General features: G+C 63.0%; 18 protein-coding genes. 8 read left to right on the forward strand and 10 right to left on the reverse strand.

From position 1 onward, the window contains the following. Positions 1 to 375 precede the first annotated feature (375 nt). A complete protein-coding gene (locus tag ASD76_RS06185) occupies positions 376 to 2,007 on the forward strand; it encodes a hypothetical protein (RefSeq protein ID WP_055919941.1) in 1,632 nt (543 codons plus the stop codon). Between the two features lie 64 nt (positions 2,008 to 2,071). On the opposite strand, the gene ASD76_RS06190 is transcribed toward ASD76_RS06185, so the two are convergent. The 5 genes from ASD76_RS06190 to ASD76_RS06210 all read right to left on the reverse strand — a co-directional run bounded on the left by ASD76_RS06190 (position 2,072) and on the right by ASD76_RS06210 (position 8,149). Continuing rightward, complete coding sequence (locus ASD76_RS06190) at positions 2,072 to 3,205, reverse strand: amidohydrolase family protein (protein ID WP_055919944.1); 1,134 nt, start codon at positions 3,203 to 3,205, stop codon at positions 2,072 to 2,074. A gap of 80 nt (positions 3,206 to 3,285) precedes the next feature. Continuing rightward, positions 3,286 to 5,781 carry a TonB-dependent receptor plug domain-containing protein gene (locus tag ASD76_RS06195; RefSeq protein ID WP_055919947.1) on the reverse strand — a complete coding sequence of 832 codons (2,496 nt, stop codon included), beginning with the start codon at positions 5,779 to 5,781 and terminating at the stop codon, positions 3,286 to 3,288. A 169-nt stretch (positions 5,782 to 5,950) separates the two neighbouring features. Beyond that, complete coding sequence (locus ASD76_RS06200; protein WP_055919949.1) at positions 5,951 to 6,931, reverse strand: hypothetical protein; 981 nt, start codon at positions 6,929 to 6,931, stop codon at positions 5,951 to 5,953. Then, positions 6,928 to 7,722 (reverse strand): hypothetical protein, encoded by a 795-nt coding sequence (locus ASD76_RS06205; RefSeq protein ID WP_055919952.1) that lies wholly within the window; start codon positions 7,720 to 7,722, stop codon positions 6,928 to 6,930. Before ASD76_RS06205 ends, ASD76_RS06200 begins: the two co-directional genes overlap by 4 nt. 1 nt (position 7,723) lies before the next feature. After that, a complete protein-coding gene (locus ASD76_RS06210) occupies positions 7,724 to 8,149 on the reverse strand; it encodes a DUF6152 family protein (RefSeq protein WP_055919959.1) in 426 nt (141 codons plus the stop codon). 253 nt (positions 8,150 to 8,402) lie between these two features. Between ASD76_RS06210 and ASD76_RS18160 the strand changes: the two genes are divergently transcribed. From ASD76_RS18160 to ASD76_RS06225, 4 genes are all read left to right on the forward strand, one after another. Next, positions 8,403 to 8,654: a hypothetical protein gene (locus tag ASD76_RS18160; RefSeq protein WP_156457563.1), complete on the forward strand. Its 252-nt coding sequence runs from the start codon at positions 8,403 to 8,405 to the stop codon at positions 8,652 to 8,654. A gap of 197 nt (positions 8,655 to 8,851) precedes the next feature. Further along, the gene (locus tag ASD76_RS06215) at positions 8,852 to 10,570 is read left to right on the forward strand and encodes a ShlB/FhaC/HecB family hemolysin secretion/activation protein (protein WP_082553633.1); all 1,719 of its coding nucleotides are present in this window, start codon (positions 8,852 to 8,854) and stop codon (positions 10,568 to 10,570) included. 25 nt (positions 10,571 to 10,595) lie between these two features. Continuing rightward, positions 10,596 to 14,369, forward strand: coding sequence for a beta strand repeat-containing protein (locus ASD76_RS06220; protein ID WP_156457564.1), 3,774 nt, complete (start codon positions 10,596 to 10,598; stop codon positions 14,367 to 14,369). 150 nt (positions 14,370 to 14,519) lie between these two features. Beyond that, positions 14,520 to 14,885: a hypothetical protein gene (locus ASD76_RS06225; RefSeq protein WP_055919968.1), complete on the forward strand. Its 366-nt coding sequence runs from the start codon at positions 14,520 to 14,522 to the stop codon at positions 14,883 to 14,885. A gap of 727 nt (positions 14,886 to 15,612) precedes the next feature. On the opposite strand, the gene ASD76_RS06230 is transcribed toward ASD76_RS06225, so the two are convergent. Genes ASD76_RS06230 through ASD76_RS06245 form a run of 4 tightly spaced genes read right to left on the reverse strand, consistent with a single transcriptional unit; the run spans position 15,613 to position 20,204 of the window. Then, positions 15,613 to 16,551, reverse strand: a complete 939-nt coding sequence (locus ASD76_RS06230) for a spore coat U domain-containing protein (protein WP_055919971.1) — start codon at positions 16,549 to 16,551, stop codon at positions 15,613 to 15,615. Continuing rightward, positions 16,542 to 18,905, reverse strand: a complete 2,364-nt coding sequence (locus ASD76_RS06235; RefSeq protein ID WP_055919974.1) for a fimbria/pilus outer membrane usher protein — start codon at positions 18,903 to 18,905, stop codon at positions 16,542 to 16,544. Before ASD76_RS06235 ends, ASD76_RS06230 begins: the two co-directional genes overlap by 10 nt. A gap of 49 nt (positions 18,906 to 18,954) precedes the next feature. Beyond that, a complete protein-coding gene (locus tag ASD76_RS06240; RefSeq protein ID WP_055919976.1) occupies positions 18,955 to 19,680 on the reverse strand; it encodes a molecular chaperone in 726 nt (241 codons plus the stop codon). 14 nt (positions 19,681 to 19,694) lie between these two features. Beyond that, positions 19,695 to 20,204: a spore coat U domain-containing protein gene (locus tag ASD76_RS06245; protein WP_055919979.1), complete on the reverse strand. Its 510-nt coding sequence runs from the start codon at positions 20,202 to 20,204 to the stop codon at positions 19,695 to 19,697. A 939-nt stretch (positions 20,205 to 21,143) separates the two neighbouring features. On the opposite strand from ASD76_RS06245, the gene ASD76_RS06255 reads away from it, so the two are divergent. The 3 genes from ASD76_RS06255 to ASD76_RS06265 all read left to right on the forward strand — a co-directional run bounded on the left by ASD76_RS06255 (position 21,144) and on the right by ASD76_RS06265 (position 22,310). After that, complete coding sequence (locus ASD76_RS06255) at positions 21,144 to 21,326, forward strand: hypothetical protein (RefSeq protein WP_055919985.1); 183 nt, start codon at positions 21,144 to 21,146, stop codon at positions 21,324 to 21,326. 506 nt (positions 21,327 to 21,832) lie between these two features. Then, positions 21,833 to 22,030, forward strand: coding sequence for a hypothetical protein (locus ASD76_RS06260; RefSeq protein WP_055919988.1), 198 nt, complete (start codon positions 21,833 to 21,835; stop codon positions 22,028 to 22,030). A 4-nt stretch (positions 22,031 to 22,034) separates the two neighbouring features. Next, a complete protein-coding gene (locus ASD76_RS06265) occupies positions 22,035 to 22,310 on the forward strand; it encodes a YegP family protein (RefSeq protein WP_162249643.1) in 276 nt (91 codons plus the stop codon). Between the two features lie 8 nt (positions 22,311 to 22,318). Here the strand turns inward: ASD76_RS06265 and ASD76_RS06270 are convergent, their stop codons facing one another. Continuing rightward, complete coding sequence (locus tag ASD76_RS06270; protein WP_055919995.1) at positions 22,319 to 23,422, reverse strand: serine hydrolase domain-containing protein; 1,104 nt, start codon at positions 23,420 to 23,422, stop codon at positions 22,319 to 22,321. Between the last annotated feature and the right edge of the window lie 12 nt (positions 23,423 to 23,434).

Here is a 23,434-nt window from a genome sequence, read left to right on the forward strand (position 1 = left end):
TAGACTACAATCCTGAGACTTACAATTTCTCATCTTAGCCAGATTCGACCACGGTTCGTCTAATTTTCGGCGAAACATACTGTGCTGATATCGCTTGCTTTGGCAAGAAAAGACCGGGTCAGGCGTCGCTGCAATAAGATAAGTGCAGCGAATCCCAATTCACATTGTCTTGTCCATTGGCTTGTTGGGATTTATTCAATTATGGGTCGGCACCGCTTCGGGCTACTCGCTTCTGCGAGCGCACTTCTGTCACTTACGGCCTGCGACGGGGCCTACACCTCCGGAGGTGCGGGGACGAAGTCCACGCAGGCGACGGCTGCAACTCCCGCCCCCACTATTACCACCGCTGCAGTAGCCGTGACCCCTACCGGGAACGTGAGTGCGTTCACAAATCCGGACGACGGCGCGATACCCGATCGGGCGAAGCATCCGATCGCATTCCCGACGGCCATCGGCTTCGGGCGTACCACCAGCGTGCGAGCGAGCAATGCGGTGGTCTACAAGATCAACTCGCTGGAAGACACTGCAAGCCCCGCAGACGGTAAGATCACCTATCGCGAGTGCGCCCTCGCCCTGGCAGTCACGACGCCGTACGCGATCGCTGCCGGGCGGCCGCGTTACTGCGTCTTCGATGTCTCGGGGGCGATCATCCTCCAAAAGCAGGCGCAGATCACCACGCCAAAGATCTATATCGCAGGCCAGACGTCACCAGGAGGAATCGAGTTCCGGCTCGGCGCGAACTACACACCGGTCGACTCCCTGATCGACACCAGGCGCGGCGGCGACAACATGATCCTGCGGCACGTCCGAACTCGGTTGGGAGAGCACCCTACCCGCAAGTCCGACAATGGCGATTCCATCCGCCTCAATGCGACGAACTATCAGATCCTCGACCACGTCTCGACCATGTTCGGGACGGACGAAAGCCTTGAGGCCGATTGCTTCAACTGCACGGTGCAATGGTCGATCATCGGGCCAAACATCTGCCGCAGCTCTGGGCATTCGGCCGCGCTCCACTGCAAGACGTTTTTCCTCAAGCCAGCTGGCAACGTCACCCTTGCCTATAACCTCAGCCAACATGGCGAACAGCGAGGGATCAATATTGCTCCGGGCACATATCCGGAGAAGGTCGGAGGGTTTGCCCAAGCCGATATCTTCAACAACGTCTTGTATGATTTTATCGCAGAAGGCGGCCTGATCTCGAACCAGTTCGGCAGCCCTTTTGCCAACTATATCGGCAACGTCTATTTCCGAGGACCACGCTATAATGCGTCGGACGGAAATTACCTCGCGGCCCTCTACTCTGCAGCCGCTCGAAATAAGTACGGCTTCAATATCTACATGAAGGACAACGTGACACCGCGCACGCGCGTGGCCGGCCAGTTCGGACAGACCATCACGGACCCGCACCGGAACGCCGCCGGCTTCCACTCGACTGCGACACCTGCTTCCGTCTGCGGTCTGACCGCAGCGGGGCTGCAGAACTGCTCCATCAGCGGGTTGAACGTGGTGCAGAGCACGACCGTCGCCACCGCGCCAGGCGTCGGCGCGCTACAGTCTGAGTCCTGGATGATCGGCACCCCGATGCAGGCCATGCTCGATGTGATGGCCTTTGCCGGCGCGGAGAGGTGCCGTGACGGTTCCTGCCGAGACAACGTCGACGCCTACTACATCGACGACCTGCGAACTTGCGACAAGAGCCCCTACCTGTTCCAGAGCAACTGGACATCGACCGTCGCAGCGTCGGGCGGATTTGCAAAGCTGACTTCCACCGGAACGGCAAAGCCCGACCGCGACAACGATGGCATGCCTGACGAATGGGAACAGAAGTACAAGAACACCAACCCCAACGTCTGGGACGCCAATGCCGACCTCGACGGGGATGGCTATCCGAATATCGAGGAATACCTCAACTTCCTCGCCCAGGACGACCTCCGCTATTACGGCATCTATGGTTCCGGGAAGGGAGCCGTTCCGGCCTACAACTGCGGGCGCCCGATGTTCTGAGGCGCTTCTGGCGACGGCCATGGGCGCGCAGGAGGTGGCTCTCCTGCGCGCGCGTTGGGGGTGACTAAGCTTCGATGCCTCGTGCCTTAAGCAGCTCGCGACTGTTCTCCACGTAGATCCGCCGCCGTTCCTGCGGGGTCAGCGCGCTGTTCAAGGTGGAGATTGACGGTGCGATGTTCCCCCTCTCACCCCCGCCCACGCCATAGTCGGTGCCAAACAGGATCCGATCGGCGCCAAGCTTGCGAACCGCTTGCGCGACCCACTCGCCATTCCGGCTATACGGTCCGGTATCGAGATAAAGGCGCCGCAGGCGTGCGAGCGGATCGGCAATGCCATTCTCGCGCCCCGCGTCGATCCAGCTGTCCAGCAGGTGCGGCAAGTAGCCGGCAAGCATCACGATTTCGACGCTCACATCGGGATAGGGATCAAGAAAGTCGGTGAGCCCCAGAGTGATGCCACCCGAGGTTAGGTGCAAACCGTTTATGAGACCCCAGCGGGCGAAGGCCGTGTCTTCGGGGATGATGATCGGTGGCTGATCGGGCAGCAATGCGCTCGCCGGACCCCGGTGGATGAGGAAATGGCTCCCGAGCTTCTGCGCCTCAGCGAAAAGAGGGGCCAGCGTCCGCGCAGACTTCAGCGAAATGAAGGCATTGAGCGGCAATGATCCACCGATGAAGCCCAGCTCGCGTTGCGCTCGGCGGAGTTCGTCCGCCGCCCACTGAGGATCGGCCGACGGCAAAGCCGCCACCGCCAGAAACCGGCCAGGATGGCGCTGCAGGACTTGCGCCAATTCGTCGTTGTAGGCTCGATAAAGTGTGCGTTGATCCTCGATCGCCAAAGTCGCGTCTAAGCCCAACGGAATTGTCTGCGACAACAACTGCCGCTTTACACCATTGGCGTCCATTTGCCGAAGCCGAGCTTCTACATTGGAACGAGCCACGCCGGTGAAGGCCAGACCTGCTCCTGAGGCCGTGGGCAGGTTGTCGATGCTGGCGACGCCGTCATCGCCGCGGATCAGGCGCGGAGCGGCGTTCCGCGCGGCGAGGAACTTGAGCTCGGCATCCGAGACATAGTGGCTGTGCCAATCGACAAGGACGGGATAGGCCTCGGCAGCCAGCGCGGGTGCCCACCTGGCGGAATAGGCGACTGCCGTGGCCGCGCCCGCGGCTCTGAGAAAATGGCGCCGGGTTGCGTTCATTGTCGCTTCTCCATCGATTTCGTCGGTGGTCCCAAGAAGGACAGCCAGGCCGTGAGGCCTGGCCGTCGCAGCGTCCTGGATCAGAAGTTCACACCCACTCGCAGGTAATAGTAGGCGCCGTTCGCGCCCTCAGGATGGATGAAGGAATATCGATTGATCCCATTCACCTGGTTCTGCGGGATGAACTGTGCCGGATAGGTGTCGAACAGGTTGTTGGCACCCACGGTGACACGCGCATCTGGTGTGACGTCGTAGCTGACCTCGAGGTTCGTATATCCCTTCTCGCCGTACTCCTCGTCGAAGGCCGGGTTGGTCGGGTGGACGTAGGTATACTTGCCGTAGAACAGCTGGTTGAGCGAAGCTGAGAAATCCCCCAGGCGCCAGTTCGCTCCCAACACCACCTTGTATTCCGGCGTACCCAATTCCGGATTGAGAATGACGTTGCGCTGGAACAGGTCGATCGAAGTCACCTCGTTCGGACGGACCCACAAGACCTTGGTGTCGTAGCGGCTAAACCCGGCCGACAGGTCCAGTTGTCCCGCACTTCCGAGATCCGCCTCGTAGCTCGCCAGGATGTCCACCCCGCGCGTTCGAGTATCGAGGCCGTTCACGAAGAACGTGATGCTCTTGTATTCCGGGATACCCGCGGCCCTTGTCGCCGCTTCGACGATCGGCCCCGTGAGGGCCTGGGTCGTCACGATGCGGTTGTCGACTTCGATCTGGTAAAGATCGACCGTAAGCGAAGCGTTAGAGGCGGGACGCCAGACGAAGCCGGCGGAAATGTTGACCGCCTTTTCCGGCTCGAGCGGTCCACCGCCGAGAGCGGCGGCCACCGAGCTGTCGGGCTGCACCTGACGTGTGCGGTTCGGCGCCGGCACGACGCCGCTGTGGTTCCAGGTGCCGGCATAACCGCTGCTCTGGTAGGCGAGCTGGCCCACCGTAGGCGCATGGTAGCCGTTGCTGACCGTGCCGCGCAGCGCGAAGGCTGGCGAGAAGTCATAGCGCGCCGAGATCTTGCCGGTCGTCGTCCAACCGAAGTCGGAATACTGCTCGCCTCGCGCGGTCACGTCGATCAGCAGCTTGTCGGTGATGTGGAAATCCGCGCCGATATAAGCACTGTAGACTTCACGGTCGCCCGCGGTGACGTCCCAGGGTGCGATGCCCTGCTCTGTTCCGCCCCAACCAGCCGGGTCACCGGCAGTGGGCCCGTCCAGGATCGGCTGGCCGCCATGGTTCCAGGACTGTTCCTCGCCGGTCTTGTTGACCCACCATTGCTCGCGCCGGAAGGACACGCCTGCCTGAATGGCCAGCGGTCGGGCAAGCCAGGAGACGTCGAGGTCACGATCATAGTCGAGGCTGGCGATCAGCTGGTCGGCGACCACCTGCCCCGAATAGAGATCAGTCTTGCTGGCTAAGCCGTAGCTGGGCGAGACCAGGTTGAAGTTGTGGGTGTCGCGTTCATGGCGCCCGTAGACCAGCGACAGGTCGAACTCGCCAGCATCACCCGTGTCATAGCGCAGGCCGGCGACGCCCGAGTAGTTGTCATCGTAGTATTCGCCGATCACCTGGAAGCCGTCCGGGAAAATCGCACGCACGTTCGAAGGCGAAGACGGAACCTGAGGGTTCACCCAGCTGCGTGTATCGGTGTTGGCGTAGTTCACCCAGGCATAAGCTTCGACGCTGTCCGACAGGGGCAAGCCAGCATTGACGAGGATCGCGGCGTGTTCGATCGCCGCGTTGCCCCACTGCCCCACCTGATCGCGGCCATAGGGTTCGCGCGGGTCCGCAACACCCTGGGTGCTGTTGGCGGGCAAGGGGCTGCCATCGGCTGCGATGCGGAAGTAGCGGGGCCGAATGTCAGGTCCGCTTCGATCGGTGGAACCGCGCCGCGAATAGTCGGCGCTGATATTGAGGAAACCGCCATTGCCCAGGCCGGTACCGACCCAACCGCTGACCGCACCGGTCTCCCCATCGCCTTCCTTGTAAGTGCCGAGCGTGGTCGTGATCGCACCGCCGCCGTCATCCTCGCGCAAGGTCAAGTTGACCACGCCGGCAATCGCGTCGGAGCCGTACTGTGCCGATGCGCCATCCAGCAGCACCTCGACCTGGGACACGGCGGCCACCGGAATGGTGTTCACGTCGGAATAGCCAGCGCCGCCGTAGGGGAAGGTTCCGCCGGTCGACACGGAGCCGTGGCGTCGCTTGCCGTTCACCAGCAAGAGCGTCAGATCGGGGTTCTGCCCCCGCAGCGAGAGCGAGCGCGTGGCGCCACCGCCAACGCGAGCGGCCGCGCCTTGCGGAAAGTTGATCGAGGGCGACAGGCGGAACAGGCTTTGCTGCAGCGTGACCGCGCCACCCCTGTCGAGTTCGTCTTGCGAAAACACGTCGATCAGGCTGGCGCTCTCGAGCGCGGGCGTGGCGCGCCGGTTGCCGACGACGACGATTTCGTTGCCTTCTGTTGTTGTCTCAGCGCTCTCGGCGGTTTCGTCGCCTTGCGCTTCGGTCTGCGCAAACGCGGCCGAGGCAAAGGCAAGCGCGCCCAGCGCAACGCCGAACTTGATGTTGGTAAGTCTCATTATTTCCGTCCCTCATTTTTTGGACAGGCTCCGCCCTCCGCGCAAAGCGGTGCAGTCAGGCCTGCGGATTCGCTGTCCCAAAGACCCTCGAGCTCAGCGCTCGCGAGCCGATCCCAAACAGCTTGCTAGGAAGCCTCTCGCTGGCGTCGTCGCCCCGCGAGCGGTGATGTCATCGGCTGATAATTGGCCCCGTGATCGGTACGCCAACCGCCCCGCCGCCAAACGGGCCGTTGTTCTCGACGCAAACGCGTTCGAGATATTCGTTGAGAAGCGGCTGTCCCGGCCGGTTGGCCGCAAACGCTTCGTAGTGCCAGCCGTCGGTCGCGTCCGCTTCGGTGTAGCGGCGCGCCGGAATGGTGGCGGTCCAAGGCCGCGAATAGACCGTCGGATCGGTAAAGGTCGCGACGTAGTTGTAGCGCGAACCATCGCTGTCGAAGATGAAGCGCTCCTGGACCGTAGCGTTCTCGCTCATGAAGTCGCCGCTGCGCCCGAACAGGGCCTTTCCGTTGTTGTTCTGCACATCGACGACCAGCGTGTTGCCTTCCCAGTGACCGCGGGAATCCCCGTTCCACAGCTTGATGTCGGAAGGCAGGTGCGGCTTGTCGTCGAGGTAGATGACCCGCGTGCCCGAATTGAACAGGATCACCACGTAACCGGGGAACTGGCGGATCTCGTACCCGTGCCAATAGAAAGACTTCGGCACCCCGCCCGGCGCACACCGCGCCAGCGGCTCAATATACTTCTGCTCGGTCGGGTCGGCGAAGTGGCGTTCGAAATCCTGCTGCAGAGCGCGGGCTTCGGGCAGATAGGGGATCTGCCCGTCAGCCGGATCGGTGACCCGGCTCGGCGCGCGCTGCTCACGCGGAAGGCTCGCCTGGCGCGAGGGCTCCCCCGGTGCGCCGGCTTGCGGATCGGTGAAGTTGTTGTGGTTGGCGATGGTGTTCGACCAGTGCCCCTCGACGTCGGGCTGGCCGTCTGGCAATCGCTTGCCAGTCCATTCTGCGGACTGGATGAGGGGGACCTTGCCTCCCCATCGGCTCTGCATGGTTTGCTCGGGCGGCGGAGTAGTAGCACCCGTCTGCGCCTGGAGCGGGGCCGCGACCGTCAAGGCTAACGCGGCGACGAGCGGCAGCTTGGCCGTGCGGTTCATTGGGCACCGTCCTTGTGCGGATAGTATTGATCGTAGGGGAGCGTGAAGCAGTAGTCCTCGATCACCTGGAAGTTCTTGTCGCGCCGGCGATGCAGGAGAACATCGATTGTCCAGGGGGCCGTGAAGACCTCGGGATCGTCCATCGTCGCGGTGTAGGAGATCGTGTTGGCGTCGATGAGCGTCCACTTTTCGACGACGTGCAGGGACTCGCTATGGAAGTTCCCTGACCGATCGAGCCAAGTCTCACCCGCGAAACCGTTCACATCGACCACCAGCGTGTCGCCTTCCCATTTGCCGCGGGAATCCCCGAGCCACAGGCCCGCATCCAGTTCGACCGGATGAAGGGTCCCGTTGGTGTGGATCGTGCGGACCTGGTGGCCCAGCTGGTGAATCAGCGTAAGGTCACGCTCGCGCTGGAAAATCTGGAAGGGCGCCGGGTAGTAGACACTCCGAGGTACGCCGAGTGACCAGCACTTCTTGGCCGGATCGTCCTCGGCACGCTGTTCGAAGTTCTCCTTCCGCTGCTCGAGAGCATCGGCGCGGTAGGGGATTGTCCCACCTTCGACGACGCCCGGCCCCGGTGGCGCGTCGCGCCGACCGGCATGGGGCTCGAGATCGTAGTCGGCCTCGCCGAGTATCTGCCAGATGCCCGACAAGTCGGGCTTGCCATTGGCCTGGCGGGGAATGTCGGCCGACACTTGCGCGCTCGCCGAATGCCCGATCACCAATGACAGAGCGAGGACGGCTGCCTTTAGGCCGCGGCTCAGGACCGTTGAGTGAAGTTGGGCCATGTTAGCGCCTCGCCTGCGCGGTCGGCGCATCGGGAGCGCTGCCCACTGCAATCGTGCGGCCGTCACCCAGCTCTACCGCCTGGGCATAGCCGAAGGGGCCCGTGTTCTTTGACCGATAGCCGGAGATGCGCACCACGGTGCCCGGGCGCACGTCCTCGCGCTTGATGCCCTTGGCCTTGAGTACGATCGGCGTTCCGAACTCGAATCCCCAGTTGGTCTTCGTCCCGTCCACGTTGCGAACGTCGAGATAGAGCCAGCCGTGCGGATTGACGATCCGAGCGCTGGTGACAGTCCCTTGGACTTCGACCGGCTGTCTCCGATCGAACTCCGATGAGAACGAGTGATGGGCCTGGCTCTGGGTTGAGAAACCAGCCGTCGCGGCGGCGAAACCGGCAATAGCCAGCACGCTTGAAAGTCGTTTGTTCATGATATCCCCGGGGCGTGCGGGTACGCCCTCTTCGTTATGAGGAGTGAAGGTGTCGACGGCGCTCTCGAGAGGCGACGCGCGGCGCTATGGAGCCCCCTGCCCTGCCGATCCGCTTGAGGCGGTCACAGGCCAGTGATTGGCAAGGGGCATGGGCGGACCACGCCTTCCGAACACGCGGAAAGCAGGTCCCAAACGCCTGGTGCTAGGTTTTCGTGTGTATGCGCATCGTATCACCCCGTTAGGAGGGAACACGATGCCGAGCGAGGTCGCCTGGGCATCGCGCGCTTTAGCCGTTGGTGACGCGGAGCAAGCTGCTTCCCGGTCAAAAGCCGCGGATCTCTTTGAAAAACAGGAGCGAGATCAGACCCCTTGCCTTTCTCAACTAATTTGGTTGAGAGCTGGTGTCAACGGCCATGTGGGTAGCTTTTCTAAAGATCGATTAGGCGCAGCTATCGCGGCCAAGAGCCGCCAGTCCGACTTGCGCCCATTCACGCCATTCAAATGACGCCACCCCGTGACGGAAAGCTCCCGTTCACTTTGATTTGAAGGCTTTTGGTTCAGGTTAAGTGCCATTTGCGCTGGTAGTTCCATGAACTGGCGCGAGTTCCACTGAGAGCAGGCGCGGAGTACAGGCCGCGGGTCACTTGATCCTGCCGAGGTAGTGAACTAGGCCGCGCCAGGTTTGGGCGCTCGGGGGTGTGCGTGGGGGATTTTATTGGGCGTCATCGCGCCATTCGCGGCGCGATTTTTTCGAGCACTTTGGCGATCGCGTGGTTGGCAGCGGCCCCGGCGGCCGGGCAAGTCGCGTTACCTTCACGCCAGGAACTCGATCCGGCCAGGGCTGCGCCGATACCGGCCGCACCGCGCCGCGATCTGTTCAAGGGCATCGAAGCCGCGCCCTGCGCCTTTCGCGACAGCCCGTTGAAGGTCAAGCTTAGCGCGGTGGAGTTCCGCGGCGCGACTGCCGGCGACCTGGCCTTGTCGGACGAAGCCCTCGCCTCGACTTATGCCGAGTTCATCGGCCAGGAAATGCCGCTCAGTGTCGTCTGCGACATCCGTGATCGGGCGGCAGCTTTGTATCTCCGCAAAGGCGTGCTCGCCAGCGTGGTCATCCCTGAGCAGCAGATCACCGAAGGGCGGTTGACCCTGACGGTGGTCGAAGCGCGGATCGAAGCGGTCAACTATCACGGCGACGCAGGCCCGAGCCAAAAGCAGGTCGAGCGCTTCCTCAACCACTTGCGCGGCCTGGCGCCGTTCGACCTCGACGTTGCCCAGCGCTACCTGCTGCTGGCGTCGGACGTACCGGGTGTGACCATTCAATCGGTGCTCAAGCCTTCGGCGGCCGGTGACGGCGCACTGGATCTCGATATCGCCATTGCCCGGGACTCTCTCGACGGCTCTGTGATGACCCAGAACTACGGTTCGAAGACCGTGGGTCGTGATCTCAACCTGGCGCGGGTGGATCTCAACAGCTTCACCTCGCTGGGTGAGCGCACATCGGTGATCGCCTACGGGACTCTCGCCGCTGACGAACAGCGCGTGCTGCAGGTGGTGGAGCGGTTCTTCATCGGTGGCAACGGGCTCGCGGCCGACTTGTCGGGCGCTTGGTCCTGGACCCGTCCAGGAGACACGCTGAGGCCGCTGGAACTGGAAGGTGAATCCTTCGCCGGCAGCGTCCGCTTCACTTATCCGCTGATCCGCCACGGCCGCCGTAACCTCAATGTCGGGGTCGGCTTCGACCTGATCGACCAGTCCGTGGACTTCGGTGGAGGCCTGGCCACGCTGACGGACGATCACTTGCGCGTATTCTTCGCGCGCCTCGACGGCCACTACGCGCCCGCCAGCCTGGCCGATCACTCGTTCGCGATGACGGGATCGCTCGAAGTGCGGCAAGGTATCCGCGGCCTCGGCGCCAGCAGCTTCGGCGATCCGCAGGCCTCTCGCTACCTCGCCAAGCCGGACGCCACGGTGTTTCGCGCCGAAGGCGAGGTTGGCGCCCGCCTGGCCGGGCCGATCCTTGGCAAGATCGCCGCCACCTGGCAGTACACTGACGATCCGCTCCTCTCCTACGAGGAGCATGGTGTCGGCAACCTCTCGATCGGACGAGGCTACGATCCTTCTGTCGCCTCTGGGGACCGCGCCCTCGCGGCGACGATCGAACTCAGCACCGTACCCCTGCCCCTCCAGGGCGGCCGTTCCGCCTGGCGGCCCTACGTCTTCTACGACGCAGCCGAACTGACAAATCTCGGTTTCGGTGCGGGCAAGCTCAACCTGGCTTCGGCCGGATTCGGAATTCGCGCCCAGCTTACCCCGAGCGTGGCGATCGACGTCGCCTACGCCGAGCCATTCGACAGCCCCTTTGGCGTAGGCGACGAGCCGCCCGCGCGTCTTCTCGTCTCGCTGTCCGCCCTGGTCTTCTAGCCGCCTGAAATCTCCGGAGCCTTCCATGACACAGTCTCAGATCCGCATGATTTCCCACCCCGCCGCCAAACCCTCGGCCCGCCTGTCCCGCCTGCTGATGAGCTCGGCCCTGTGCGGCGCGGCAATGCTCCCCCAGCCTAGCCTGGCGGGGACGCTGCCGGGCATCCCGAGTGCGGCCAACATCACGGTTTCGAGCGGCGGATCTCAGCCGCTCATCACCTTTCCCGACGCCATCACCCTCCAGATCGAGCTCAACGCCCCGCGCACGGTGATCAACTGGACCGACCTCCACCTGAGCAGTGGCGATGCGATGAACTTCATCTTCGATGCCGCCAGCGACATCGTCCTCAACAAGACGACGAGCCAGATCACCGTAGATAGCGGTGCGATCGTAACCGGCACGGTGGGCGCCGCGACCGCCGGCAACGTCTGGTTCTATTCACCGCAGGGCGTGATCATCTCCCCTGGCGCGACGATGACCGCCGGCGGATTCCTGTTCAGCCGCGGGTCTTCGCTCAATGACTTGAGCTTCGTCGGCTCGGCCGACCCGCTCGCCAACCTGCGCGCGGCCACCGATGCGTTGATCCGGATCACGACCATTTCGTCCGCCACCACCGCCTCGATCAACAGCAGCGGGGACGTCGTATTGAGCGCGTCGTCTGGCGCCCTCAACGTCTCTATCGTGGAGGGCAATACCGCGGAGGTAAGCACCACCAGCGGTTCGATCACCATTAGCGAAATGATCGCGACCGGTGGCGCGGCCGTGGTGACTGCGGGCGGTCCGGGCGCAACGGTCACTCAGATCACCGGGGCGACGGGAGTGACCGTCTTCTCGAACAACAACACTTCCGTCGGATCCGCCACCACCACGGGCACCGGGGACATCCACATCTCGAGCAACGGGTCGGCATCGCTTACCCTCGGCAATTCGGGGCGCGATCTCACCTTGAGCGCCCCGCAGGTGTTCATGAGCACCGTCGACGCCGTGCGCGACGTGTTCGTGACGGGTACGACCAGCGCGTTCGTAACCAACCGGATCTTCGCGGGCGATGATATCGAGATCACTGCGGACGGCGACGTCTCGGCCGGCGGAGCTTATCTCAAATCCACCGGCGTCGGAGCGGTCGACGATGCCCATATTCTGCTCAGGTCGACAACCGGCGCGGTAAACGCCAGCAACACCCTGCTGACCCAGGGGACCGGCGTGGCCGCGGGCGACATCACGATCAGCGCCGCAACGACAGCGACCGCGGGCACCCTCGACTCCAGCCGCGATGTGCAGGTCACCGGCGTAACCGCCAGCCTCGCGAACGGCTCTGCCGCCCGTGACCTCTTCGTCACCGGCACGACTGGCGGAGCGACCGTCACCACCCAGGCTATCGCCGGTGACGACGTCGAGATCACCGCGACCAGCGGCAATGTCTCAGCCTCCGGTGCGACACTCCGTTCGACCGGTGTCGGCGCCACCGACGATGCTCACGTCCTGGCCCGCTCGACCACGGGCTCGGTCGCCGTCGGCACGGCACAGACCCAGGGAACCGGCGCGGCAGCGGGCGACGTCACGGTCACCGGCGGCCCGAGCGCGAGCCTCGCCTCGGCGTCCTCGACCCGCGACTTGACGCTGGCGGGTTCGGCCGCGCTGACCCTGACCGGGAATTACAGCGCGAACCGAACCGCGTCGCTGACCTCGACGACAGGATCCATCACCCAGACCTCGGGTGTCATTGCCGCCCAGACGCTGACTGGCAGCGCCATTGGCGGGGCCAGCTTCGGCGGCGACAACCAGGTCGCGCAACTCGGCAACTTCACCAACACCGGCGGCCTCCTGCTGTTCAACAATGCCACGGCGCTGAGCGTTACGGGAACCGTGCTGAGCACCGGAACCCTGAGGGTCCAGTCGCACGGTGGCATGACCTTCGCCGCCACCGGCACAGTGCGGGCCAACGGCGCCGGCGACGCGGTCATACTGGCCTCTGATGGGCTGTTCACCAACGGGCGCGGCGCCGATGCAGTGACAACTCCGGCCGGCCGCTGGCTGGTCTACACCCAGGCGGCGGGTGACCCGGCCGGCTCGACCGCCGGCGACACTTTCGGCGGTCTGGCGGGCAAGAGCTATTACGGGACGGCGTACGACTTCTCGACTGGGACTTTCGGCGCGACGCCGGGCGCCGGCAATCGCTTCGTCCACGCCTACACGCCTATCCTGACGGTGACCCCGAACGGCCTGACCGTGACCTACGACGGCGCAGTGCATGCCGGATCGACGGCCACGATCACGGGCTTGGTCAATGGCGACCTCGCCGTCGACGCCTGGTCGGGAGCACCGGTCGTGACCGGGTCTGGCAGGAACGCCGGGACCTACACTCTTAACGCCAACGTGGGCAGCCTCGCGTCCGCCCTCAATTACGCCTTCGGCTTCGGGACCGGCACGTTGCAGATCGATCCCAAGGCGCTGACCGGGGCGCTGACCGCCAACGACCGGACCTACAACGGCACCACCGCCGCGACAGGGAGCATCGCGCTGACCGGCGTGGTGGCGGGCGACGCGGTCAGCGCTGCCGGGACCTACACCTTCGCCGACAAGAACGCCGGCTCCGGCAAGACCGTGACCGCATCAGGCGTGACCCTTAGCGGCACCGACGCCGGCAACTACACAGTGAGCGTGGCGACCGACACGGCCGACATCCAGCGTGCCGCGCTGACCGGCCTTCTCACCGCCAACGACCGGACCTACGACGGCACCACCGCCGCGACCGGAACCATCGCGCTGAACGGCGTGGTGGCGGGCGACGCGGTCAACGCTGCCGGCAACTATGCCTTCGCCGACAAGAACGCGGGCACCGGTAAGACGGTGACCGCATCGGGCGTGACCCTGAGCGGCACCGACGCCGCCAACTACACAGTGAGCGTGGCGACCGACACGGCCGACATCCAGCGTGCCGCGCTGACCGGTGCGCTGACCGCCAACGACAAAACCTACGACGGCACCACCGCCACGACCGGGACCATCGCGCTGACCGGCGTGGTAACCGGCGACACCGTCGGCGCTGCGGGGACCTACACCTTCGCCGACAAGAACGCCGGCATCGGCAAGACGGTGACCGCATCGGGCGTGGCCCTGAGCGGCACCGACGCCGGCAACTACACGGTGAGCGTGGCGATCGACACGGCCGACATCCAGCGTGCCGCGCTGACTGGCGTCCTGACCGCCAACGACAAAACCTATGACGGCACCACCGCCGCAACCGGGGCCATTGCGCTGACTGGCGCGGTGGCCGGCGAAACGGTTAGCGCTGCCGGCACCTATGCCTTCGCCGACAAGAACGCCGGCATCGGCAAGACCGTGACCGCATCGGGCGTGACCCTGAGCGGTACCGACGCCGGCAACTACACCGTGAGCGTGGCAACCGATACGGCCGACATCCAGCGCCGACTGCTGACGGTGACCGCCAACGGCACGGGCAAGGCATTCTCCCAGGTCGACCCGCCGCTGACCTATCTGGTCTCCTCCGGCCAGTTGGTTGCGGGCGACACGTTCACCGGCGGCCTGGTGCGCGACGCCGGCGAGGCGCCCGGCGCCTACGACATCCAGCGCGGGACCCTTAACCTGTCCTCGAACTACGACATGACCTTCGTCGGCGCGATCTTTGCCATCGGGGCGGTGCCGACGAACGATCCGGGCGGTTCGGCGGCCCTGAAGTATCTGCTTGAGGGCCCCGACTTTACCCTGAATTGGGATCCGTCGCCCAACCTCACCGTCGACGCAGCAGTCTGCTTCAGCGACGACTGTCCAAATTAAGTCGGCCGTGCGGGCACGGCGATATCAAATTCAAAGAAGCGAAATCGGGCACTCGCTCCAATGCGGACCGTCTCCAAACGACCCATTGCGGACATTGGGTCCGGGCCATAACGTCGGGTCCAATATGAAGGGCGGCACGCAGGGGATTGAATGCTGGTCGAGGACAGCAGCGGTCAAAGGCTGAAACCTGCCCTGGGGGCGGTTATGTCAGGCTCTGCGGTGGGACTGCTGCTGGCCATTCCCGCGATTTTTGCAGCGGTGATTTCAAGTGGCGCTGGGCACGGCCATTACGTGGCGGCGCGGGCCTTGTTTCCTACATCGATGCTGCTGACTCTTCTCGAGGGTAGCATTGGAGTTCTGTCGGTCAGTGTCGCGCTACTGCAGTTTCCAGTTTATGGTGGACTGGTTGCCTGGGGCTTCGTTCGGAAGACCTACATTCCAGCCGCGGTGGCGGGATCGCTGCACTTGGTAGCAGCTCTGGTCTGCTTCGCGGGCACACTTCCCAATTTCTCCTGACCCGAGGGTCCGCTTCCCACCGATGTCGGCCATTCGGAGCGCAAATCCCGGAAATCATCGCTCAACGATTGGGGACCGTCGGCTAACGACCCATTGCGGACGTTGAGGTCCTCTGTCAGTCCATTTCCCTCATAAAAAAGTTGGAGGGGTATTTGAGGCGGGCCAATCTGTCCTGGTTCGCGGCGGGCGCGGCAACGAGCGCGCTTGCTGCGGTTTTGAGTCGAGTTTTGATCCCTGTATCTGACGATGCTCATCCATACTTGGCGATCACCGATCGATGGTACCGAGTGGATGAAGTGGGGCAATACAAAGATATTGAATATAACGGTGGACAATTGCTCAGCGATTGCGGCGCGCGGCAGTTCACTATAAGACTAGCTCAGCAACCGCATAGAGAAACCTATTATATCATCAAGATAAACCAGCCTAACGCGACGGCTATTAGGTGTGTTTTGGGGAGGGCTACTAAGGAAGGATTCCCGATTGAGGTCCAATTTATTACGGATACTCAGATTAGGAACTATTGATGTGGGCATTTTCTTGGTGTGCCCACCTTAAAACGGGGCAATGACCGCTTTCCACCCATTGCAGACCTCAACGAAACGGCGCGGGGCTAGAAGCGGACCGTCCGCAACCGGCCAGTTCCAGGCGCTCGGCTAGGCGCCCAACTCCGTCATTCTGGACCGCCTCACAAAAGCATCCAGCAGCAAGACACGCTGTTTGGCATTTAGAAGCTCAGCGTGACCACGATGAAATCCTGATACTGTCCTGGGGTCGGTGGTGGATCGGGTTCGACGCGGCCGTAGATCGGCGTCGTCTGGACGCTCCCAGTGCCTGTGCCTCCGATCGTGCCGTTGATCGCAATCAGGTTGCTCCGGTTCGCATCGCGATAGAGGCGGTAGGGGACATAGTTGCCGAGCGTGTCGCGCATTCGCCGGGTGCTGTTGGCGGAATTGCGGCCGCCATCGAAGCTGAGCGTCCAGGCGCGGCTGACCGGGCAGGTGAGCTGCACCGAGCCGGCGGCGTCGGCTCGCTTGAACAGGCCCGATTGCGCACCGAAGTCGATCAGGCCGATCGTCCCGAGCGTGCACGAAGCCGCGACCGTGGCCTTCACGTTGAGAGTGAACTCTACCCCTTGGAGACCGGGATTGAGGTTGGCTTCGCAAGACTGCACGCCAGTCGGCTTGAAGCCGAGGCGCGTGTTGAACATCTGCCCCTGGTAGGTGCCCACCGGCACGACCTGGCCCGCCGGTATCTTGCCGTAGATCAGGAACGAGCCGGTGGACGTCTGATTGGCAGGAATGGTGACGGCCCGGGTCAGGAAGTTGGTCGTCGTCCACACCTGGGTAGCCGCGGCGTCGGTGTAGAGGTTGTAGTTGAGCGCGTCCGCCCCGCTCTGCAGCTTGGGCTGTGCGACGGTTCCGGGGAAGCTCGGCGTTCCCACGCGTAGGCACAGGGTGAAGCTAATCGAGCTCGGGTCGAAGTTGGTACAGCTATACTGGATGGAAACCGTGGTGGTGAGGGCGCTGCCGAAGTCCATGTTCGGCTGAGTGACGTTGCAACTGGTGTTGGCCTGGGCCGGTTGCGGTGCGACCACGAACCCTAGGGCGAGAACCGCGAGAAGTGCCGTCAACAGCAGTCGGACTTGGGGCAAGGTCAGCGACATGTCAGGGGTCCGATCAGTATCTGTTCGCCCTCGACGGGCGTGAAATCGAAGCTGGCGGCACAGTCAGGTGCATCCGGGCGTTGCACCTGAACGCTGTTGTGTGGAGCAAGGCCGGTCAGATAGGCGCGTCCGTCGAACCCGACGACGGCAGGTTCGCTCGATCCCTCAAGGGTGACGACCGAGCCCACTGGCAGCACCTCTCCGGCGCTGTCGACCAGGATCACGATTGCCGCCGCGAGCTTCTCCACGCCGTAGTCGATGACCACGCCGGCCCGGTCGCCTGGTATGACGACGGCTTCGGTGCGGGCGGGCCGCAGGTCGACCGGCAGGTTGATAGGATCGATGGAGACAAGGTTTTCCTGGAACGAGGACAGGAATGGCACCAGCGCGCGTCCCGAACTGTCGGTCTGCGTGGCGAGGCGGGTGTTCGACAGCACCGGCGTATCCGCGCCGGCGCCGGTGACAACCGCGAAGCTGTCGTCGATGCGCGGCGAGAGGAACACGCCGCCGCCCATGCCGACGATCGACCCTTCGACATAGGCCGTGGCCCGCAGGTCGCCTCCGTCCTGCTGGAGACCGCCTTCGAGCGTGGCGAAGCCCGCGTGGTAGCGAACCGTTGCTGAGCGGTGGCTCTGCAGATCGCCGCCAAGAGGCTCGGTCGCGGCCAGCGACCATCCCCATGATCCCACGGTTCCTTCGGGATCACGCCACACCCTGGCCGACACCAGTTCGCTGTGGTTGGTCTTCGAATAGCTGCTCGAAGCCGTGATGCGCTTCCCGAGCGCAAGGCTCAGGCCGACGAACGCCCCGTAGTCATCCCGTTCGCCCAGGTCCTTGAACCCGTTGGCCCAGATCGAAACCCGCCCGAACAGCGTCCGCGAAAGCGAGGCGCTGGCGATCTTGGCGTCATCGTTCGACAGCCGCAGGCGAGTATAGTTGAGGCTGACCCCGGTATCGAACAGGCTGAAGCTAGCCCCCGCGCGATCGACCTTGCTGGAGAAGGCCACCAACAACGGTGATCCCGCCGAGCCGCCCGAAGGGACAGGAATGTCCGGATCGGGTTGATTGGCCCGTCCGAGGCGCGCCAGACGGTCGGTCTCGCGGACCACGTCCTGATAGTTGCGCTGGGTGCGTTCCCTCCCCGCGTAGAAATTGACACCCCCAATGTGCCCTTCAACCTCGATGGAATAGCGGGTGCTCACGTTGCCGCGATAAGTGCTGGCCGCGAACTCGCCGCTAATCGTACCGATGCCGCCGATGCGGAAGGTCGCCCCGGCGCTGCCGTTGCCGAATTCCTTCATCCCTTCGGCATGGGCCCTGACCGTCAGCCAGTCGGTCAAACCATAGCGTATCGATCCCGAGGCGGCGGGCTCCTTGAGGTAATCGAGCGACCGGACGCCGAAGGCGAAGCGCGGAAAACCCGCCTCGACCGAGAAATCGAGCATGCCGCGGGGCAGCAGGCTGGGTGCAAAGAAGATTGGCTGTTGGATGCGGGTTTCGCGCCCGGTCGCATCGGTCAGCACCACCGTCGCCGTCGCCCCTCCGCCGACGTTGGGGAGCGAGCGGAATTCGAACGGCCCGCGACCCGTCTGGCCGGTGAAATATCGCATCCCGTTGATGTAGAGATCGACGGTCGAGGGCACGGCCGCGGTTCCACTGAGGATCGGCAAGGCATGCGTCACGAGGTCCGGCCGGCTCCCGAAGTCGCGTTGCACCTGGAGCCCGCCGAGGCGGTAGAGATTACCCAACTCGCCCCCAGCGGCGATCACGTCTCCGGCCGAGAACGCAATCGCGCTCCGGGCATCGACGTAGCGCCAGTAGGTCTCGAGCCGGACATGTCCCGTGGGCGTAAGGCCGCTTGAAGCGAGGATTCCAAACCCTGTGCTCGTGAGCACACCGAACGGGCTCAGTAGCCGCAATTCGTACTGGGTCGAGATGTCCGCCCCACCCTTGGTGAAGTCGCCGAAGAAGCTGTAGTTCAGCATGACGCCAAGGTTCTGCTCGACTTTGTCTGGGTCGATTGGAACCGGGGCGGACGCTGCATCGAGCTGAACCGGAACCATGTCTTCGTCGACCGCTTCGATCTCGATCGACTGCTGGTTCTCGATGTAGCGGAACCTGACGCCGGGCAGTTCACCAAGTACGACCAGCGTTTGCTCGGTGGAGACTCCCAGCGCCTCCAGGTCGAAGCCGAGCCTTTGCAGCTTCTCTGGCGTGATCGCGATCCTCCCATCGGGGAGCAGGACGAACTCCCACAGCTGGGGGGAGAATCGTCCGTTGAGGTAGACTTCGAGGACTAGCGGGTACTGTCCCACCGGCGTATCGGCCTGAGCGCGGGCTTGATTGCAGGACACAGCGATGACGAGGGACGCAACCAGAATTCTCTGCAAAGAACTCCTGCGCCTAGTTGGCGAGCGTGACGGTCTGGCGGGTTTCACTGCCGCCGGCTCCGCTCACGACGGTTGCACCTCCTCCGGCGAACAAGTCCGGACTCGGGGTCGGCGCGCTCCAGCTCCGGGTTGAATTGCCGAGCACGTATCCGTTCAGCCCCTCGCCGAACGAAACGCTCGCGCTCGAACCCTGCAGCTTGAGCCCCTCGATCCGTGCGTGACGCGAACTCGCGTTGGTGCCGGTGAGCACGATCTCGGACCCGACACGCCGTGCGGTCCAGCTGACCTGAGGGGCGCTATTGGTGTCGTGAAAGAAGATCGGCAAGTCGAACCGCAGCCGCACCTCGACTTTGCCGCCTTCGTCGCGCACCTCTGACGGTGGCGGCAACTCATCGACCCAGAGGCGATAGCTCTTCTCGGTTCCGGCTGCTGCAGCCCCGGCCGTCCGCGCCACCCGGATCGTGAAGTTGGAGCCCGCCGGTATTCGCGCGACAGGAGGACTGGCCACGACGTCGTTGGTCGGCACGAGCTGATCGTGACCATCGACTTGCGACCATTCGAACACCCGCAACTGTAGCGAAAGCTCTTCGGACCCGTTGTTTTGCAGCGTCAGCGAAGAAGCCGCCGAGGGTGAACTCACATCCACTAACAAAGGCTGGACGCGCAGCGCTGCCTGGGAACTCGCGGTCAGCGGCATCAAGACGGCAGCCGCCGCTGCCAGGATCGCGGCTTTTCGCATTCAGGCCTCCCTGTTCAGAAAGCGACCGTGATTGTCACGACGTCCTTGTAGTTCCCCGGTGGCGGAGCGGTCTGGACCGGTACCCGGCCGTAAACGACGACATATTGCTGAGTGCCGGTGCCCGTGCCGGAGAGATTTGCGAGTACCGTGTTGCGCGCCGCCGTCGTGTAGAGCTGGTAACCCACGACCTCTGAACCGCCTTCCCGCTTCATCGCCCGATTGGCGATTTGGGTGGCGTTCTGCCCGGCGTCGAATGTCAGCGTATACTGCACGCCGGGATTGCACAGGACCCTCAGCGCCTGGGTGCCGCTTGAGCCGGTGTCGGCATTGATGGCCTGCTGCAGCAGGGTTGCCGTTCCGAAATCGAGCACCGCGTTTCCAAGGCCCCCAGCCGTGGAACCCGAAATATCGCACGAGGCGTTCACGAGCATTCTTACCTCAAGTTGCCCGGTCGATTGGGTGACTTGCGCTTGGGCCGCTGCAGGCAGGGCAGCGAGGGCGATGAAAAGGGCGATGGCGCGCACTTTGGACCCTCCTTGTTTTCGTTGCAGCGGAACAGTCCGCCTAAGAAACACGCGCTGCAATTGGGAAACACCCGGACGCGGGAGGTGGAAAGTGTGTAGTTCCAGATCGAGTCAAATGACCGCTCAACCTGAATCCCGGTTGGGAAATTGGGTCGTTGCTACGATGAAGCCCGTCGGTCAGCTTTTGGCTTACGAGCCTTCCGCTTTTGACTGCGATGGGTAGGAAGCGGACGCTAGATCCGACCGTCGCCTTGCAAACACACTGCCTCGTTGCCGCATTCCAGGTGACTTCTCATCAACTCTCGAACCTCGTTGATCGCGATGCACGGCGTGCCCGCGTCGAAGTTCAGGGTCGTGAGAGGTACAGGGTAAAACTGGGGCACCACGCTGAGGTTAGCCTCCAGGAGTGATTTGGACACGTCGGTACCGTTCCAAGTGATTGACCGATCTGCCCGAATCTTGATGACGTTCGTCAAGTCGCTACCGGGAGCAGCTGGACGGCTGTTTGAAACCTCATGGAATGAACGAAAATCAGCTGGCATTATGGAACAGTTGACCGAGCTCGGCACGGCATCTGTGCTCGCTTCATCCCTCGTTAGCACCTTTGCAATGCTATCCTCACCGTCGGGCGAGCAAGCTGCAGTCAGGCAGATCAATGACCCCAGCCAGATCGAGCGCATCATAAGTTGCAGTATGGCACGCGGCCCAAGGTCCGCCAAGGCCACTAGCCGATGGCCGGCAAAATGATCCGTTGCGATCGCAAGCAGAACTCTCCGGGAAAAAGAGGATAATCGGCAGTCATCGCAACGTGGTTATTGTCCGCTTCTGACCCATTGCAGACATTTAACACTGCGAAAATTGCGAGATTGATCGAACCGTTTGCGGACAGTCCGCTAACGACCCTTTGCGAAGGTTGGCCGTTCCCGCGAGAATGCCACAATGACGCATTGGACTTTCCGCGACTGGAAGCACCACACCATCGAGAAAATCGTTGGCAACGGCCTTGCCGCGACCGAGGTGCACCGAGCCGATTATCTTCGATTGCAGATAGGGCTCGCAATTGAACAGGCGTTGCGACACGGACGATCGGGGCTTGGCGACGATGAGCCAGTTACGCCGTAGCCGCAATTGAACAGGCGTTGCGACACGGACGATCGGGGCTTGGCGACGATGAGCCAGTTACGCCGTAGCCTGCAATGCGATCCAATGTCCGCTTTCCACCCAATTCGGTCATCACGACAGCCAGCAAATAGCCGCAAAGCGGACCGTCTGCTTAAAGGTACCCGTCAAAGAGTTCGGAATGACTGCAATGGGTGGAAAGCGGTCCGGCGGTTTTCGGGTCGCCCACGTCCGACAGCGGCCTGCTATTCGCGATCCCATTTGCCCGATATCGAACAAATGGAACATCACGGTGTCGCCGCCTTCCGCTAAGGATAGGGCAAGTACTAATTGAGCGTGGTCTGACGAATGGTGCGTGAGAGGGTCAAAGGCGCTTGCCTGGTCGGCTACCCGACCCGATGCGTTGTAATGCAACGTCAGCGCCTCCATATGGAGATTATCGCAGGCTGATCATGTGCACGCCTGCGGCTGAGAGACCACGTGGCGCTCCCGCATGCGGGAGATTTGCTATGGCTACCCCAGGTTACGAACTCCAAGGTGCCTATCTGGCGCGTGCGGCTAAAGATCATGCCTCGGCGCGTGCGGAGGTCTTGCACCACGTTCGCCACAAGCACATGACGTCGGCTGCGAGTTGGGAAAGGCTGGCGCTGTTGGCGGCTGAGACACTGGCCGCTCGCGAAGCTCGCCTGTTCAGTCCCGATGTCTAAGATCATGACCCAGGAGAGCGATGTCGTCTTCGCCGCAGCTAGGCGCAAGGCACCACGGTTCCTAACCGAAGAGCGCTGGCAGTTCCGGCTCTTTCTGGCTGACCGGGTGAGCTTTACTTCGACCCAGTTCGGCGGAGGAGATTGGCGGTGGCAGTTTTGCTCGCCAACGGGAGAGATTCTGGCTGAATGCGGTGGATATTCCACCGAGTTGGGATGTCGCAATTCCATCCTGCGCCTCCAGAAAGAGGCGGCCTCAGCCACCCTCCCGAGCCAGGACTAACCGAGCGGTCAGGCCTTCGGCGTGGAGCGCACCACTTGCCGCGCAATCTGGAAGCCCAAGCTATCGGTATCGACCAGGTTGGTGTTCGCCAGGATCACGATGGTGATGTCGTCGTCGAGCAGTCTCAACAGCAGCGTATTGGCTCCCATGATCCGGCCCGGCCGCTGTGCGAACCGGTGCTTCTGACCGTCGACATCGAGCGTCGATATCCATTGCCCGAAGCCATATTCATCGAGCCCTGGCACGAGCATTTCGGCCAAGGCGGTCTCCTGGAGCAGGCGCTTTCCGTATAACGCATTGGCAAAGGCCAGCAGATCGCCGGCCGTGGAGTACATCCCGCCAGCCGCGTACCAGTTCTGCGGATAGACCGGTAAGTCGTTGGCGAGCGGCGCTTGGCCGTCCTTGTAATAGCTGGATGCGAGGCGCAGGATGATGCGCGATTGCACGGCCATGCCGGTGGAGGTCATGTTCAGCGGACCGGTGATGCGGGTTTCAACGACCCGATCGAAAGGGGCGACCTCGATCGCCTCGATGATCTGGCCCAGGATCACATAGTCGGCGTTGTTATAGTCGAAGGCGGTCCCCGGCTCATTCACCAGCGGGCCGCTCGCAAACTGGTCCATCAACTCCTGGGGCGTATGGGGAAGCTGATAGGCCGGTATCCCGGTCCTGGCAGCGTCCGCAAAGCTGGTCAGGCCTTTGTCGGAATTCTCGATGCCGGACGTGTGGTTGAGCAGTTGGCGCAACCGTACTTTCGAAGCGCCCTCTCCGCGATAGTTCGGCAGATAGGTTGCGATCGGCGCTTCCAGATCGAGCTTTCCGGCTTGCCGCAGCTGCTGGACGAGCGTTGCGGTGAACAGCTTGGTTATCGATGCGATCCGATAGGCGGTATCGGCTGTGCAGGGGACGGCAAGAGCCCGATCGGCGAGCCCGTATCCTTGCTGCAGAAGCGTACTACCTCTTACGGCGACGAGGATCGTTCCTCCAAAGTCCGTGCCGGCGAGTTTTTCCGCGACGAAGGTATCCAGCGAGGCGTCTTGCGGCGCGGCATGGGCAAGTTGCGCATAGGCCATGGCGGCCATCGAGGTGGTCAGAAACTCTCGCCGGTGCATCGATCTTTCCCC

This window comes from Altererythrobacter sp. Root672 (assembly GCF_001427865.1).
GTDB lineage: Bacteria > Pseudomonadota > Alphaproteobacteria > Sphingomonadales > Sphingomonadaceae > Croceibacterium_A.

Coding starts and splice junctions, on each gene's coding strand:
- ASD76_RS06230 (WP_055919971.1), bottom strand. CDS start 16,551: ATGTCGCTGACCTTGCCCCAAGTCCGACTGCTGTTGACGGCACTTCTC.
- ASD76_RS06225 (WP_055919968.1), top strand. CDS start 14,520: ATGCTGGTCGAGGACAGCAGCGGTCAAAGGCTGAAACCTGCCCTGGGG.
- ASD76_RS06270 (WP_055919995.1), bottom strand. CDS start 23,422: ATGCACCGGCGAGAGTTTCTGACCACCTCGATGGCCGCCATGGCCTAT.
- ASD76_RS06205 (WP_055919952.1), bottom strand. CDS start 7,722: ATGGCCCAACTTCACTCAACGGTCCTGAGCCGCGGCCTAAAGGCAGCC.
- ASD76_RS18160 (WP_156457563.1), top strand. CDS start 8,403: ATGCCGAGCGAGGTCGCCTGGGCATCGCGCGCTTTAGCCGTTGGTGAC.
- ASD76_RS06195 (WP_055919947.1), bottom strand. CDS start 5,781: ATGAGACTTACCAACATCAAGTTCGGCGTTGCGCTGGGCGCGCTTGCC.
- ASD76_RS06260 (WP_055919988.1), top strand. CDS start 21,833: ATGGCTACCCCAGGTTACGAACTCCAAGGTGCCTATCTGGCGCGTGCG.
- ASD76_RS06265 (WP_162249643.1), top strand. CDS start 22,035: ATGACCCAGGAGAGCGATGTCGTCTTCGCCGCAGCTAGGCGCAAGGCA.
- ASD76_RS06220 (WP_156457564.1), top strand. CDS start 10,596: ATGACACAGTCTCAGATCCGCATGATTTCCCACCCCGCCGCCAAACCC.
- ASD76_RS06240 (WP_055919976.1), bottom strand. CDS start 19,680: ATGCGAAAAGCCGCGATCCTGGCAGCGGCGGCTGCCGTCTTGATGCCG.
- ASD76_RS06200 (WP_055919949.1), bottom strand. CDS start 6,931: ATGAACCGCACGGCCAAGCTGCCGCTCGTCGCCGCGTTAGCCTTGACG.
- ASD76_RS06255 (WP_055919985.1), top strand. CDS start 21,144: ATGACGCATTGGACTTTCCGCGACTGGAAGCACCACACCATCGAGAAA.
- ASD76_RS06210 (WP_055919959.1), bottom strand. CDS start 8,149: ATGAACAAACGACTTTCAAGCGTGCTGGCTATTGCCGGTTTCGCCGCC.
- ASD76_RS06190 (WP_055919944.1), bottom strand. CDS start 3,205: ATGAACGCAACCCGGCGCCATTTTCTCAGAGCCGCGGGCGCGGCCACG.